This is a genomic window from Streptomyces sp. NPDC059355 (assembly GCF_042752335.1).
Classification (GTDB): domain Bacteria; phylum Actinomycetota; class Actinomycetes; order Streptomycetales; family Streptomycetaceae; genus Streptomyces.
In genome coordinates, this window is the sequence record NZ_JBHYXN010000026.1 from 35,372 (window position 1) to 49,980 (window position 14,609).

The 14,609-nt window shown below is 71.1% G+C and carries 13 protein-coding genes and 1 pseudogene; 6 read left to right on the forward strand and 8 right to left on the reverse strand.

The features are described from left to right. Positions 1–38: 38 nt before the first annotated feature. The 5 genes from ACFXGI_RS23900 to ACFXGI_RS23920 form a co-directional block, all read right to left on the reverse strand. Complete coding sequence (locus ACFXGI_RS23900) at positions 39–797, reverse strand: succinate dehydrogenase iron-sulfur subunit (RefSeq protein WP_384710099.1); 759 nt, start codon at positions 795–797, stop codon at positions 39–41. Then, positions 797–2,551 carry a succinate dehydrogenase flavoprotein subunit gene (sdhA, locus tag ACFXGI_RS23905; RefSeq protein ID WP_384710102.1) on the reverse strand — a complete coding sequence of 585 codons (1,755 nt, stop codon included), beginning with the start codon at positions 2,549–2,551 and terminating at the stop codon, positions 797–799. The genes ACFXGI_RS23900 and sdhA overlap by 1 nt, the downstream gene beginning before the upstream one ends. Positions 2,552–2,574: 23 nt before the next feature. After that, positions 2,575–3,057 carry a succinate dehydrogenase hydrophobic membrane anchor subunit gene (locus ACFXGI_RS23910; protein WP_030865242.1) on the reverse strand — a complete coding sequence of 161 codons (483 nt, stop codon included), beginning with the start codon at positions 3,055–3,057 and terminating at the stop codon, positions 2,575–2,577. 5 nt (positions 3,058–3,062) lie between these two features. Continuing rightward, positions 3,063–3,443, reverse strand: a complete 381-nt coding sequence (gene sdhC, locus ACFXGI_RS23915; RefSeq protein ID WP_078988574.1) for a succinate dehydrogenase, cytochrome b556 subunit — start codon at positions 3,441–3,443, stop codon at positions 3,063–3,065. Positions 3,444–3,595: 152 nt separating this feature from the next. After that, positions 3,596–4,201: a 2-oxo-4-hydroxy-4-carboxy-5-ureidoimidazoline decarboxylase gene (locus ACFXGI_RS23920; RefSeq protein ID WP_384710106.1), complete on the reverse strand. Its 606-nt coding sequence runs from the start codon at positions 4,199–4,201 to the stop codon at positions 3,596–3,598. Between the two features lie 333 nt (positions 4,202–4,534). On the opposite strand from ACFXGI_RS23920, the gene ACFXGI_RS23925 reads away from it, so the two are divergent. After that, on the forward strand, positions 4,535–5,278 hold the full coding sequence (locus ACFXGI_RS23925) for an RNA polymerase sigma factor (RefSeq protein WP_384710258.1): 744 nt from the start codon (positions 4,535–4,537) through the stop codon (positions 5,276–5,278). Continuing rightward, entirely contained in the window at positions 5,278–6,327 is a 1,050-nt protein-coding gene (locus tag ACFXGI_RS23930; protein WP_384710109.1) for a hypothetical protein, read from the forward strand. Before ACFXGI_RS23925 ends, ACFXGI_RS23930 begins: the two co-directional genes overlap by 1 nt. 297 nt (positions 6,328–6,624) lie before the next feature. On the opposite strand, the gene ACFXGI_RS23935 is transcribed toward ACFXGI_RS23930, so the two are convergent. Then, entirely contained in the window at positions 6,625–7,503 is an 879-nt protein-coding gene (locus tag ACFXGI_RS23935) for a peptidoglycan-binding protein (protein WP_384710112.1), read from the reverse strand. Positions 7,504–7,679: 176 nt separating this feature from the next. Between ACFXGI_RS23935 and ACFXGI_RS23940 the strand changes: the two genes are divergently transcribed. Both ACFXGI_RS23940 and leuE read left to right on the forward strand, forming a co-directional pair. Further along, positions 7,680–9,260 carry a methylmalonyl-CoA mutase gene (locus tag ACFXGI_RS23940; RefSeq protein WP_384710115.1) on the forward strand — a complete coding sequence of 527 codons (1,581 nt, stop codon included), beginning with the start codon at positions 7,680–7,682 and terminating at the stop codon, positions 9,258–9,260. 58 nt (positions 9,261–9,318) lie between these two features. Next, positions 9,319–9,972 carry a leucine efflux protein LeuE gene (gene leuE / locus ACFXGI_RS23945; protein WP_384710118.1) on the forward strand — a complete coding sequence of 218 codons (654 nt, stop codon included), beginning with the start codon at positions 9,319–9,321 and terminating at the stop codon, positions 9,970–9,972. A 24-nt stretch (positions 9,973–9,996) separates the two neighbouring features. Here leuE and ACFXGI_RS23950 read toward each other — a convergent pair whose 3' ends face one another. Then, complete coding sequence (locus tag ACFXGI_RS23950) at positions 9,997–11,361, reverse strand: polysialyltransferase family glycosyltransferase (RefSeq protein WP_384710121.1); 1,365 nt, start codon at positions 11,359–11,361, stop codon at positions 9,997–9,999. Then, on the reverse strand, positions 11,361–12,338 hold the full coding sequence (locus ACFXGI_RS23955; RefSeq protein ID WP_384710124.1) for a glycosyltransferase family 2 protein: 978 nt from the start codon (positions 12,336–12,338) through the stop codon (positions 11,361–11,363). Before ACFXGI_RS23955 ends, ACFXGI_RS23950 begins: the two co-directional genes overlap by 1 nt. Before the next feature lie 236 nt (positions 12,339–12,574). Here ACFXGI_RS23955 and ACFXGI_RS23960 point away from each other — a divergent pair, with 236 nt between their 5' ends. Continuing rightward, a complete protein-coding gene (locus ACFXGI_RS23960; protein ID WP_384710127.1) occupies positions 12,575–13,879 on the forward strand; it encodes a DUF6716 putative glycosyltransferase in 1,305 nt (434 codons plus the stop codon). Continuing rightward, positions 13,876–14,589, forward strand: a pseudogene (locus tag ACFXGI_RS23965) (cytidylyltransferase domain-containing protein); the annotation flags it as partial. The gene ACFXGI_RS23960 and the pseudogene ACFXGI_RS23965, both read left to right, overlap by 4 nt. Between the last annotated feature and the right edge of the window lie 20 nt (positions 14,590–14,609).

Sequence of the window (14,609 nt, forward strand, 5' to 3'; positions counted from 1 at the left end):
CGGGGTGCGGGGCCCTCGTACGAACGCAGACCGCCAGGTCAGAAGCGGCGCGTGATCAGGGCGCGCTTGACTTCCTGGATCGCCTTCGTGACCTCGATGCCGCGGGGGCACGCGTCGGTGCAGTTGAAGGTCGTGCGGCAGCGCCACACGCCGTCCTTGTCGTTCAGGATCTCCAGCCGCTGCTCGCCGGCCTCGTCACGCGAGTCGAAGATGAAGCGGTGGGCGTTGACGATCGCCGCCGGGCCGAAGTACTGCCCGTCGTTCCAGAACACCGGGCACGACGAGGTGCACGCCGCGCACAGGATGCACTTCGTGGTGTCGTCGAACCGCTCGCGGTCCTCCGCCGACTGCAGGCGCTCACGCGTCGGCTCGTTCCCCTTGGTGACGAGGAACGGCATGACGTCGCGGTACGCCTGGAAGAAGGGCTCCATGTCGACGACAAGGTCCTTCATCACCGTGAGGCCCTTGATGGCCTCGACGGTGATCGGCTTCTCCGGGTTGATGTCCTTGATCAGCGTCTTGCAGGCGAGCCTGTTCTTGCCGTTGATCCGCATCGCGTCGGAGCCGCAGATGCCGTGCGCGCACGACCGGCGGAAGGTCAGCGTGCCGTCGAGCTCCCACTTGATCTTGTGGAGACCGTCGAGCACGCGCTCCTTCGGGTCGATCTCGATCTGGAAGTCCTGCCACTGCGCCTCGTCCGAGATCTCGGGGTTGAAGCGGCGGATCCGGAAAGTGACCGTGATGTACGGGGAGGCCGCGGCCGCCTCTTCCATCTTTTCCAGGGTGGGGGTAGCCATCAGTACTTACGCTCCATCGGCTGGTAGCGGGTCGTCACGACCGGCTTGTAGTCGAGCCGGACCGAGTCCGAGCCATCGGCTCCGACCTCGCGGTACGCCATGGTGTGGCGCATGAAGTTGACGTCGTCGCGGTTCGGGTAGTCCTCGCGGTAGTGACCGCCGCGGGACTCCTTGCGCGCGAGCGCGGACACGGCCATGACCTCGGCCAGGTCGAGCAGGTTGCCCAGCTCGATGGCCTCCAGCAGGTCCGTGTTGAAGCGCTTGCCCTTGTCCTGGACGGACACGTTCTTGTAGCGCTCGCGCAGCTCCGCGATCTTCTCGACCGCGGTCTTGATGGTCTGCTCCGTACGGAACACCATCACGCAGGCGTCCATCGTCTCCTGGAGCTCCAGGCGCAGGTCGGAGACCCGCTCCTTGCCCGTGGAGTTGCGCAGGTGCTCGACCTGGTCGATGACCTGCTGCGCCGGGTTCTCGGGGAGCTCGACGTAGTCGTTCTCCTGCGAGTACTTCGCCGCGGCGATGCCGGAGCGCTTGCCGAAGACGTTGATGTCCAGCAGCGAGTTCGTGCCGAGGCGGTTGGCGCCGTGCACGGAGACGCAGGCGACCTCGCCGGCCGCGTACAGGCCCGGGACGACGGTGGTGTTGTCCGACAGGACCTCACCCTGGACGTTCGTCGGGATGCCGCCCATGGCGTAGTGCGCGGTGGGCTGGATCGGGATCGGGTCCGTGTACGGCTCGATGCCCAGGTACGTACGCGCGAACTCGGTGATGTCCGGGAGCTTCGCGTCGAGCTGCTCCGGCGGGAGGTGCGTCAGGTCCAGGTACACGTGGTCACCGGCCGGACCGCAGCCGCGGCCCTCGCGGATCTCGGTGTAGATGGAGCGCGAGACGACGTCACGGGACGCGAGGTCCTTCATGACCGGCGCGTACTTCTCCATGAAGCGCTCGCCGTCCTTGTTGCGGAGGATGCCGCCCTCACCGCGGGCGCCCTCCGTCAGCAGGATGCCCATGCGCCAGATGCCCGTCGGGTGGAACTGGAAGAACTCCATGTCCTCGAGCGGCAGGCCGCGGCGGTAGCAGGCCGCCTGGCCGTCACCCGTGAGGGTGTGCGCGTTGGAGGTCACCTTGAAGAACTTGCCGGTGCCGCCGGAGGCGTAGATGACGGCCTTCGCCTGGAACACGTGGATCTCGCCGGTGGCGAGCTCGTACGCGACCACGCCGGCCGACTTCTTGACGCCGTCCTCCTCGACCAGCAGCTGGTCCAGGACGTAGAACTCGTTGAAGAACTCCACGCCCTCCTTGACGCAGTTCTGGTACAGCGTCTGGAGGATCATGTGGCCGGTGCGGTCCGCGGCGTAGCAGGACCGGCGGACCGGCGCCTCGCCGTGGTTGCGCGAGTGGCCGCCGAAGCGGCGCTGGTCGATGGTGCCGTCCGGGGTGCGGTTGAACGGCAGGCCCATCTTCTCCAGGTCGAGGACGGCGTCGATGGCCTCCTTCGCCAGGATCTCGGCGGCGTCCTGGTCGACCAGGTAGTCACCGCCCTTGACCGTGTCGAAGGTGTGCCACTCCCAGTTGTCCTCCTCCACGTTCGCCAGCGCGGCGGCCATGCCGCCCTGCGCGGCGCCCGTGTGGGAGCGGGTGGGGTAGAGCTTCGTCAGCACGGCGGTGCGGCTGCGCTTCGTCGACTCGATGGCGGCGCGCATGCCCGCGCCACCCGCGCCGACGATGACGGTGTCGTACTTGTGGATCTTCATTGGTTTCGCCTCAGCCCCGTTGCCTAGCGGATGTTCGGGTCGAAGGTGAAGATCACCAGCGTGCCCAGAATGATGGTGAACACCGTGGCGGTGTAGAGCAGGCCCTTCAGCCACAGCCGCGTGTTGGCGCGCTCCGCGTAGTCGTTGATGACGGTACGCAGACCGTTGGTGCCGTGCAGCATGGCGAGCCACAGCATCAGCAGGTCCCAGACCTGCCAGAACGGGGACGCCCAGCGGCCGGCCACGAAGGCGAAGCCGATCTTGGACACGCCGCCGTCCAGCACCAGCTGGATGAGGAGGTGGCCGATGACGAGGACGACGAGGACGATGCCCGAGAGGCGCATGAACAGCCATGCGGCCATCTCGAAGTTGCCGCGGGTCGAGCGGGGCGTCTTGCCCGTGCGCTTGCGCGGGGCCTCGATGTACGGCGCCGGGTTGTCGACGTCGTAGAGGCTTACGCCCTCCACGTCGCCGATGGCCTGGGCGGAAGAAGTGTCAGAAGACATGCGTGTCACTTCCCGAACAGTTCGGCAGCTGCGTGGCCCAGGACGGGGTACAGGGCCCCGATCATCAGGATGATCCAGACGATCATGACGCCCCAGAGCATCTGCTTCTGGAGACGGGGGCCCTTGGACCAGAAGTCCACGGCGATCACACGGAGACCGTTGAGCGCGTGGAACAGGATGGCGGCCACGAGGCCGTACTCCAGCAGCGCGACGATCGGAGTCTTGTAGGTAGCCACGACATCGTCGTACGCCTCGGGAGAGACGCGGACGAGAGCGGTGTCGAGGACGTGTACGAACAGGAAGAAGAAGATGAGGACGCCGGTGACTCGATGAGCCACCCAGGACCACATTCCTTCCCGGCCGCGGTACAACGTTCCAGCCGGCACGGAAAACCCTCCGGAAGCGGGGCGGGGGCCAGCCGGCTTCTTTGTCGGTCGGGCCCGGCCGGGTACGGTCCTCCGGCCCCGGACATCGTAGCGACGCTTTGTCGGTTCCCTCGCGCCGGGTCCATCGGTGTGATCAAACAGGCACGGACGGGCTATCCCACAGGGGCGAATAGCCCTGAATCCTCGGCGTTTACCCCGTCCTGGGAGGTCAGCCAGTGTGTCAGGTCGGCGAGCCGCACCTGGGCGAGGCGGCGCAGCTCGTCCGCCGAGATCGACCGCTCCTCGTCCGCCTCCAGTCCCATCCGCCGCCGGATCGCGGCGAGCAGCTGGTCCGCCTGCTCCTCCGGGGGGTGCCCGTCCAGGCAGATCACGAAGACGTGGCCGAAGTTGCGCTCGTACTCGGCGTGCGCGGCGTCGAGCGCCAGCAGCGCGGCGTACGAGGCCCCGTGGTCCAGCTCGACCGGGACCTCCGAGGCCAGCGCCTCGCTCAGGTCCGCCTGGGAGAGGTCGTACGAGGCCTCGTCGGCGGCGGCCAGCATCGCGCCCGGGTCCGGGTACGGGCGGTGCGTGGCCACCCGCTGCGCCCAGCGCCGGCTCCCGCAGCAGTGCAGCAGCACGGCCTCGGCGGCTTCGGGGGAGAGGGCGTTGAACCGCGCCAGTCCGGAGCCGGGGAGGGGATCGGAGCTGCCGCGGGCCTGCGCCGGAAGGTGGCTGGACAGCGGGGGGCTCCTCGGGGCGTGGCGTGGGTGTACCGCCACGCTAGCGACGCCGGGCCGGGTGTGTCGTACCGATACGAGGTTTTCACCAGGAAGTGAGCCGAAAGGATGACGGGCGTGGCGAGGGAACGGCCTGGTGGGGGAGGGAGGAAGACGACCGAGGCCGCCACCCCCCACAGGAGAGGCCCCGGTCGCCGTCCGTACGGGCTCGTGCGACAAGCCCGTACCCCTGTCAGCGCCGCGAGTGCGTTTTGTGTCACACCCCGCTTCGCGCACGATTGGTTGCTCCCCGTACAACTCGTGGACGAAGGTACTTGAAAGCCGTAACGTGCTGATTTGCGCCACAGATACAGGACAGTGAAACGGTTGGGGACTTTGCTGGGGGACGACGCGGAGCTGACCGCCGCGGTGCTCGCGGCACAGGGCGGCGACGAGAGCGCGTTCCGGTCTGTGTACCGCGCCGTGCACCCGCGCCTGCTCGGTTACATACGCACGCTCGTCGGAGACGGCGACGCGGAGGACGTGACTTCGGAGGCGTGGCTGCAGATCGCCCGCGACCTCGACTCATTCACCGGCGACGCCGACCGCTTCCGCGGCTGGGCCGCCCGCATCGGCCGCAATCGCGCGCTCGACCACATCCGCATGCGCGGACGCCGTCCCGCCATCGGCGGTGACGAGACCGAGCTGACGGGGCGCGCCGCCGACAGCGACACCGCCGGCGAGGCGATGGAGGCCCTGTCGACCGGCCGGGCCATGGCGCTGATCGCGCAGCTTCCGCAGGACCAGGCCGAGGCCGTGGTGCTCCGGGTCGTCGTCGGCCTCGACGCGAAGACCGCGGCCGAGACCCTGGGCAAGCGGCCCGGGGCCGTACGCACCGCGGCCCATCGGGGCCTGAAGAAACTGGCCGAGCTGCTCGGCGCGGACGGCGGCTTCGCGCCGGAGTCGGATCCGGGCTCGGATCCGGTGGACCCGGTCGGTCATAATGCCGGTGGCCAGGCGCGGGACGGCGGGGGCGGGAGGGATCTCGACGCCGTGCCCGCACAACGCGGCCGGGGCGGCGGTCTCGTACGGCAAACCGGTGTGACGCATTCACGTTGGCGGACGCAGAAGGACATGTGATGGCCGACGAGCGCAACAGGTGGCTGGACCGGGCCGCGGCGGAACGACTGCTCGGCGGCGGCCAGGCCGTATCTGGCGGCGACCGGAGCGCCCGCGAAGCGGAGGCCCGGCTCAGGGCCGCCCTCGACATGCTGGCCGGGCCGCAGCCGTGCGCCGGTGCGGAACTGCCCGGCGAGGCCGCCGCGGTGGCCGCCTTCCGTGCGGCGCGCGGCGGGGCCGAGGCATCCGGCATGCCGGCGATGTCCGGGATGTCTGGGATATCGGGGACGCCGGCGTCGTTCGGCGGTGACACCTCCCCCCTCGTGGAACTCGGCAGGATCCTTCCTCTCGCCGCTCCCGTGTCCCCGGCCCGGCGCGGCCGCCCGGTGCGTTTCGGGCTCGTCGCCGCGCTGGCGGGCGTCGCCGTCGGGGGCCTCGCGGTCGCCGCGGGAGCCGGGCTGCTGGACCGGAGCACGCACGACTCGGCGGGTCCCGTGCCGGCGGTCTCCCTCAGTGCCGACGAGAACCCCTCGCCGCCCGGCGACACCGGCGACCCGACCCCGGGCCCGCAGCTGCGGCCCACCCCGTTCCGGGGCGCCGACGGAGTGCAGCCCAGCCCGGGCGGCGGGCAGACGCCCGGCGGCCTGGACTCGGGCGCGCTGCAGGGGTTCGGAACCGGAACGGTGACGGGCCCCGACGCGGCGTCCGGCGGCGGCGCCGACCCGGACGGCCGGGACGGCAAGGGCACGCGGGACGGCAAGGACGCGCTCGCCGGCGGGACCACCTCGCTGAAGGACGGGGACAAGCAGACCCGCCTCAAGGCGGTGGACCTGTGCGAGGCCTACCGCTCGGGGGAGATGAACTCGGACCGCCGGGACAAGCTCTCGGAGCTGGCGAAGGGCCTCGCGCGCATCCCGCACTTCTGCGAGGAACTGCTCGACGGGCCGGTCAGGAGCACCACCCCGACCGTTCCGCGCGGTTCGGACACCGGGGGCGACGTGTTCAAGGCCCCGACGCTGGCCCCGGCCAGCCCGGGGATGTCGGCGCCCGCCCGCCTGCCGTCGCGCTGAGGTCCCGAAGGCCCGGACGGCGGTTTCCGGCCACCTTTCGGGTGGTCCGTACGAGCGCACCGGGAAGGTTCCGGACGACGTCATGAACGGGCTGTAACACTTTTCGAACCTGCGGCGCAGTACATATCGAGCCGACTGGTCATCGGCCGCGCATGAGCCGGGGTTCCCCCCGTACCCCTGGGCTCTGCGCACCCGGCGCGGGCAGGGTTCGTTCCCCCGGCCCTGCCCGCGCCATTTACTTCACAGACCGGATCACCGGGGACACCGGGATCACCGGCGCCGCCCGGCCATCGGGGATCACCAGTAGACGACGACCTTGTCGCCGACCTGCACCTGCTCGAACAGCGACGCGAGCTTGCCCTTGTCCCGGACGTTCACGCAGCCGTGCGAGGCGCCGGCGTAGCCGCGGGCCGCGAAGTCGGCCGAGTAGTGCACCGCCTGGCCCTGGCTGAAGAACATCGAGTACGGCATCGGCGTGTGGTAAATCGTCGACGTCCAGTCCTTGGCCTTCCACTCCACCTTGAACTGGCCCTCACGGGTCGGGGTGTTCTCGGAGCCGAAGCGGACGTCCAGCGTGGAGACGATCTTGCCGTCGATCATCCAGGCGAGCGTGCGGCTCTCCTTGCTGATGCACATGACGCGGCCCGTCATGCAGCGCGGGTCCGGGGCGTCGACCTCGTTGACGGTCGGCGGGCGCAGCTCGTCGGCGGTGGGCTTCTTGCTGACGCTCTGGATCTTCTTCCAGGTGGCGTCGTCGACCGCGCCCGAGGCCGTCAGGCCGCTCTTCGACTGGAATGACTTGACCGCGGCGGTCGTCTTCGAGCCGTAGAAGCCGGTCGGCGCGACCGTCATGTACTTGAGCTGCTTCAGGCGGGCCTGGAGCTCGCGCACCTGCTCGCTCTCGTCGCCGTTCGCCATGACGGCCTTGACCGCCGGCGAGGGGGACGCGGACGGCGAGGCCGACTCCGAGGCGGACGCCGAGGGTGAGGGCGAGGCGTCGGCGGGCTTGTTGTCCGTGGACGGGGAGGTTTCGGGGGTGGAACCCGCCGCGGACGCGGACGGAACCTTCGAAGCGGAGCCGGCCGGCTCCGTCTTCTGGGGCCCGCAGGCGGTCGCGGCGAGCGCGACGGCGGTGGCCACCCCGAGCGTGCGGATTATGACTCTCTGGCGAAGCATTGCAGTCCCCCGATTTCTACGTCGTGTATGTAGGTGATGCCTGGCGGGCGTGGACAGTTGCAGACGGTCCGGGGATGTTGCGCCATTGTGACCAGCGGCCGTCGGACGACAGCCGGAGCCGCCGCGGGGAGTTGTATCAGCCCCGAGCCCGTTTGCTCCATGGAGGGTTTGGTCACATGGCGAGTACCGAGAGCGGCATCCCGATCGAACCCGTGTATGGGCCGGGCGATCTGACGGGGTGGGATCCCGGGGGCAAACTGGGCGAACCAGGGGCGTATCCGTACACGCGAGGCGTCTACTCGACGATGTACACCGGCAAGCCGTGGACCATGCGGCAGTACGCCGGGTTCGGGACGGCGGCCGAATCCAACGCGCGGTACCGGCAGCTCATCGAGGGCGGCGGCACCGGACTCTCGGTCGCCTTCGACCTCCCGACGCAGATGGGACACGACTCCGACGCACCCCTCGCCCACGGGGAGGTCGGCAAGGTCGGCGTGGCCATCGACTCCGTCGACGACATGCGGGTGCTCTTCGACGGGATCCCGCTCGACCGGGTCTCCACGTCCATGACGATCAACGCGCCGGCGGCGCTGCTGCTCCTCATGTACCAGCTGGTCGCCGAGGAGCACGGGATCACGGGCGCCCAGCTGACCGGCACCGTGCAGAACGACGTGCTGAAGGAGTACATCGCACGGGGCACCTACATCTTCCCGCCCGGGCCCTCGCTGCGGCTGACCGCGGACACCTTCCGGTACTGCAAGGCCGAGATCCCCCGCTGGAACACCATCTCCATCTCCGGCTACCACATGGCCGAGGCCGGGGCCTCGCCCGCGCAGGAGATCGCCTTCACGCTGGCGGACGGGATCGCGTACGTACGGACCGCACTGTCCGCCGGGATGGAGATCGACGAGTTCGCCCCGCGCCTCTCCTTCTTCTTCGTCGCCCGCACCACGCTGCTGGAGGAGGTCGCGAAGTTCCGGGCCGCGCGGCGGATCTGGGCCCACATCATGCGCGAGGAGTTCGGGGCCCGGAACCCGAAGTCGCTGATGCTGCGCTTCCACACCCAGACGGCCGGGGTCCAGCTGACGGCGCAGCAGCCCGAGCTGAACCTCGTACGGGTTGCCGTACAGGCGCTGGCGGCGGTGCTGGGCGGCACCCAGTCGCTGCACACCAACTCCTTCGACGAGGCCATCGCCCTGCCGACGGAGAAATCGGCGCGCCTCGCGCTGCGCACCCAGCAGGTGCTCGCGTACGAGACGGACGTGCCCCACACCGTCGACCCCTTCGCCGGCTCGTACGCGGTGGAGCGGATGACGGACGAGGTGGAGGAGGCGGCGCTCGGGCTGATGCGGCGGGTCGAGGACCTGGGCGGCGCGGTGGCCGCGATCGAGGCCGGCTTCCAGAAGGGGGAGATCGAGCGGAACGCGTACCGCATCGCGCGGGAGACGGACGGCGGCGAGCGCGTCGTGGTCGGCGTCAACCGCTTCGCGCTGGAGCAGGAGGAGCGGTACGAGCCGCTGCGTGTCGACCCGGAGATCGAGAACCGGCAGCGGGAGGCGCTGGCGGCGCTGCGCGCGGAGCGTGACGGCGGGGCGGTGGCGGCGGCGCTGGCCGGCCTGCGCGAGGCGGCGGCGGGCACGGCGAACGTGCTGTATCCGATGAAGGAGGCCCTGCGCGCCCGGGCCACGGTGGGCGAGGTCTGCAACGCGCTGCGGGAGGTCTGGGGGACGTACGAACCGACGGATTCCACATGGTGACGTATTTAATGGAAAGCGCCGGCCACGACAGGAGCAACCCTATGGGACACTCCTGCTCATGCTGGGTGTCACCGATCTGCCGACCTATCTCGTCGGGCTCATACTGATCATTTTGCTGCCGGGGCCGAACTCGCTGTACGTGCTCTCCGTCGCGGCCCGCCGCGGGGTGCGGACCGGGTACAAGGCCGCCGCCGGGGTGTTCACCGGCGACGCCGTGCTCATGGTGCTCTCCGCCGTGGGCGCCGGGGCGCTGCTCCAGACCAGTCCGGTGGCCTTCGGCATCGTCAAGGTGCTCGGCGCCGGGTACCTGACCTGGCTCGCGGTCGGGATGATGCGCGGGGCGTGGGCGCTGTGGCGCTCGCGGGCCGAGCGGGAGGAACAGGCCGAGGCCCCGCCCGCGGGCGAGGCCGCCGAGGGGGAGCGGCCGTACCGCCGGGCGCTGCTGATCAGCCTCTTCAACCCCAAGGCGATCCTGTTCCTCGTCTCCTTCTTCGTGCAGTTCGTGGATCCCTCGTACGCCTACCCGGCGCTCTCGTTCCTGCTGCTGGGCGCGCTGCTCCAGCTCGGCAGCTTCCTGTACCTGACCCTGCTGATCTTCAGCGGGACCCGGCTGTCCGCCGCCTTCCGCCGCCGCAAGCGGCTCTCGGCCGGGGCCACCTCCGCGGCGGGCGTGCTGTTCCTCGGCTTCGCCGCCAAGCTCGCAGTCGGCTAGCCCGGCCGAGCCGGCGGCCGCCGGTCAGCGGGTGCGGGCCGCGCGCAGCCGCTTCAGCCGGCGGACCACGCGGCGGACGGCCGGGCTGTGCGGCAGGAAGGACAGCTGGGCCGGGATGCCGCCGGGCAGCCCGAGGGCGGTCAGCCGGCGGCGCTTGAAATAGCGCCGGGTCCGGTCGTCCGGATGCGCGGCCAGGTGGCGTTCGGCCTCGGTGCGCCGCGCCGCCAGGATCTGCGGCTGCATGGTGAACCCGACGGCGGTGAGCAGCCCGGTCAGCCGGTCCCGGTTCTCCTCGGGGCCGGGCGCGGTCCAGCCGGCCACGGCCGCGGCGTCCCCGAGCGAGGGGAGCAGCGCGTCCACGATCGTCAGCGGGATCCGGTTGCTGTTCGGGTAAGGGGTGAGGCGGGCCAGTATGGCCTCGGTCCCGGTGCGCGCGACGGGCAGTCCGTACAGGGTGGCGGCGGTCAGCAGCCCGGTCGAGAAGCAGCCGACGACCAGCGCCGGGCGCAGCCGCTGGTAGAGGGTCTCGGCCAGGACCGGGGTGGCCATGACGGTGAGCCGGGCGCCGAGCCGCTCGGCCTCCGCCTCGGCGCGGCGCGAGTACGCGGCCGGGGCGCTGGGGTGCGGTTTGAAGACGAGCTCGCGGTGGCCGAGGGCGTACGCGCCCCGGACCATCTCCACGTGGAGCTCCTCCTCTTCCTGCGGGGAGAGGAGTTCGAGCGCGGAGAGGTACTGGCCGAGCAGCAGCGCCGGGGCCTCGCCGACCCCGTCGAGCTCGGGCCCGTACGAGGGCAGCTCGGCGAGCACCTTCAGGAACTCGGGGGTCGGGACCAGCTCCGGCCGTACGCCGAACTCGGTGAGCAGCAGCGGTTCCAGACCCGGCACCAGGTCCAGGTGCAGTACGCGGCGCACGCGCATGCCGAGCTGCGGGTCGAGGCGGAAGCGGGTGGGCCCGTAGCTCATCAGCCCGTCGGCGTAGACGTCGACGGCGGCGCCGGGGAACAGCGTGCACAGGGTCCGGGCGGGCGGGACCTGGATCGACTCCACGATGATCTCGACGCGGTCCTCGCCCAGTCCCCAGATCGCCCGGAGCTGCCGCTCCCACAGCGGGACGTCCTCGGGGCGCGGGGCCCAGGCGCTCGGGTGCTGCGGGGCGATGGCGGCGTTCCAGTCGAGCACCTCGTCGAAGCGGGTGCGCAGCGCGGCGAAGCCCGGCATGTCGGCGAGGCCGGGGGAGACCTCGGCGGTGAGGGCGTGGTTGCTGGTGAGCAGGATGCGGCGGCCGGCCGGCGGGAAGCCGCCCGCGTCGATGCCTGCGGCGAGCGTGGCCATCCCGTAGAGGGTGGAGGCGAGGAAGATCTGCGTGCAGGGGGTGTCGGGAGTCGCCATCAGAGCGTGGCTCCCGCTCGTGCGGGCCGGCGGCGCAGGCGGCGCAGCACTCCGGCGCGCTCGGCGTCCATCGCGTTCAGGGCCTGGTCGAGTACGTCCTGGGGCATGCGTCCGAGCGCGGCCGTGCTCATCGAACGGAGTTTCTTGGCCACGGCCGGTTCATACCTTTCGATGGTCCCGATATGGTGCGCGATAATTGCACAATATGTTCGGACGGCTTTCGGAAGCAGAAGATCACTTTCCCGGTCTTCGGCCGTATCGGCCAGGACCTGGTCGAAAGCCTTGATGAAATCGAGCTGGCGCTCGTCCTTGATCTGAGTGAGCGAGGTCGCGACCCCGCGCCGGTAGAAGATCCCCGGCAGCCCGACCGCCGCGAAGGATTTGGCCCCCCGGTGCAGCCGCCAGATCCACGGCCGGTCCTCCGCCGTCCGCAGGCCGTCGGTGAAGTGCAGCAGCCCGCGGTCCAGCAGCCGCCGGTGGTACATGCCGGCCCAGGCGTACGGGTAGTCGACCGAGGTGGCCCGGGAGGCGGGCAGGATCCCGGCGCGCGGATCGCCGACGACCAGCTGCGGGCCGTACGGGACGCGCTGCACGCTGCGGGTGCGGCCGGTCACCTGGACATGGTCGTTGCGGACGAAATCGCAGCTCAGAGCCTCTATGGCGGCCAGCGTGCGGGCCAGGTGGCCGGGTGCCAGCCAGTCGTCGCCGTCCAGGAACGCGACGTACTCGCCGCGCGCCGCGTCCAGGCCGGTGTTCCGGGCGGTGGCCAGGCCGCCGTTCCGTTCGTGTCTGAGGAGCACCGCCCCCGGCAGCTCGCGCGCCGCCCGCTCCAGGAGTTCGGGCGTGCCGTCCGTCGAGCAGTCGTCGACGAGCAGGAACTCGAAATCGTCCCGGGCGTTCAGTTCGAGGCTTTTCAGGGCATCCGGCGCGTATGTCTGCACGTTGTAGAACGGCACGACAACAGAGAGCTTGAGCACCCGCGAGACATTAAGGCGTTGGCCGGCATTCACCATGGCCCGTACGCGGATTCCATGTGAACGAAGCGGGGCGGGCGCGTTAACCGGTGCGGTTTCGCATGACGTAGACGGGTTGTTAACCCGCTGTTGTGCATTCGTTGGGCCGATCACCGAAATTGCGGAATAGCTTCTGCCGGGTGCCAGTCAGTAATAGCGCAGCATCTCGCAGTCATCCCCGGACCGCCCTCCGCGTCGCCGTGCTCGCCGATTCCGATACGCGGTGGAAATGGGGCGCACTCACCGCCCGCCGCCTCGCGACGCAGCCGCACCTCACCGGGTTCCTGCTCCGCGGCCGGGCCACCCCGACCGCGCGCCAGCTCGGTGAAGTGGGCGTCCGGGCGGACCGGCTCTCCGAGGTGACCTGCGCACAGTTCCTCGCGGAGATCGAGCGCGAGAAGTACGACGTCGTCGTCCTCGCCCTCGTCGGCGGGGCCGTCCAGGCCGTCCTGCACGGGGTCCGCGCGCTGTGGCCCGGGCCGGCCGACCGCCCCGTGCTCGTCACCGGGTACGTGGGCGTCGTATACGAGAAGCTCGCCGACGGGCTGCTGCTGCGCCACGGGGCCGATCTCGTCCTCGCCAACTCCCGGTACGACGCGGGACGCTTCCGCGCGGTCTACGAGGGCGTCGGCGCGGACGCCGAAGCCGTCACTCGGACGGCACTGCCGTTCCTGGACGGAGCGGCGTACGAGAAGGCCGGCAGCCGCGCGCACACCGTGGTCTTCGCCGTCCAGCCCTCCGTCCCCGAAAGCCGCGCCGACCGCGCCTACCTGCTGGAGCGGGCCGCCCGGCACGCCCGGCTGCACCCGGAGCGCGAGGTGCTGATCAAGCTGCGCAGCCGGCCCGGGGAGCACACCACGCACCTGGAGGAGCAGCCGTACCAGCGGCTCGCCGAGCGGATCCCGGGCGGACTGCCCGCCAACTGCCGCCTGGTGTACGGGAACATGGGCGAGGTCCTGGACGGTACCGACCTGCTGGTCACCGTCTCCTCCACGGCCGCCCTGGAGTCCCTGCACCGCGGGATCCCGACGGCGGTCCTCACCGACCTCGGCATCCGCGAGGTGCTCGGCAACCACCACTTCCTCGGCTCGGGCTGCCTGGCCTCCTGGGACCAGCTCGACGCGGGCCTGCTGCCGCAGGGCGACCCGCAGTGGCTGGCCGACCAGGGAGTGACGGGCGCGGCCGGCGCGTCCGGCGCGTCCGGCGCCCAGAACCCCTTCGCCGCCGCCCGCGCCCGGCTCGGCGAACTGCTGGACCTCCCCGTGCTCCCCGCCGTCGCCCCCTACTACACGGAGGTCACCGCGCCCGGGTACCTGCCCGGGATCCTGGCCCGCCACCACCTCGCCCCCGACGGCACCCCGCTGCCCGGCGCCCTCCGCGAGAGCGGCGGGGAATCCCGGCTGCGCCGCCGGCTCCGCGCGCACCTGCGCGACGCCGCCCGCGGGGCGTACCGGCACGGCGTCCAGCGCGTGGCCCCGATGATCCGCCGGATGGGGGAGCTGTGAGCCCCCGCGCGAACGCCGCCGCCCGCCCCCGCGTACTGGCCGTGATCCCGGCCCGGGGCGGCTCCAAGGGGGTCCCGGGCAAGAACCTCGCCGAAGTGGCCGGAGTCCCGCTCGTCGTACGGGCCGTCCAGGCCTGCCGGGGTGCGGCCACCGTCACCGACGTCGTGGTCTCCACCGACGCCGACCCCATCGCCGACGCCGCCCGCACCGCCGGCGCCGACGCGATCCGCCGCCCCGCGGCGATCTCCGGGGACACCGCGAGCAGCGAGGCCGCCGTGCTGCACGCGCTCGACGCCTTCGAGGAACTGCACTCCCTCACCGTGGACGTCGTCCTCCTCGTCCAGTGCACCAGCCCCTTCCTGACCGCCTCCGACGTCGAGTCGGTCGCCGCCGCCGTCGCCACCGGCGCGGCCGACTCGGCCCTGACCGTCGCCCCGTTCCACGGCTTCCTCTGGCGGGAGGCGGCCGACCGCGACGGGGGGACCGGCGTCGGCGTCAACCACGACAAGGCCGTCCGCCCCCGCCGCCAGGACCGGCCCCAGGACCTGCTGGAGACCGGCGCCGCCTACGCCATGGACGCCGCCGGCTTCCGCGGCGCGCGGCACCGCTTCTTCGGGCGGACCCTCCCCGTCGCCACCGACCCCGCACGGGTCCTGGAGATCGACGACCCGCACGACCTGGCGCGCGCCCGCCTCCTTGCCCCGCTGTTCACCTCCCCTCAGCACCCCCA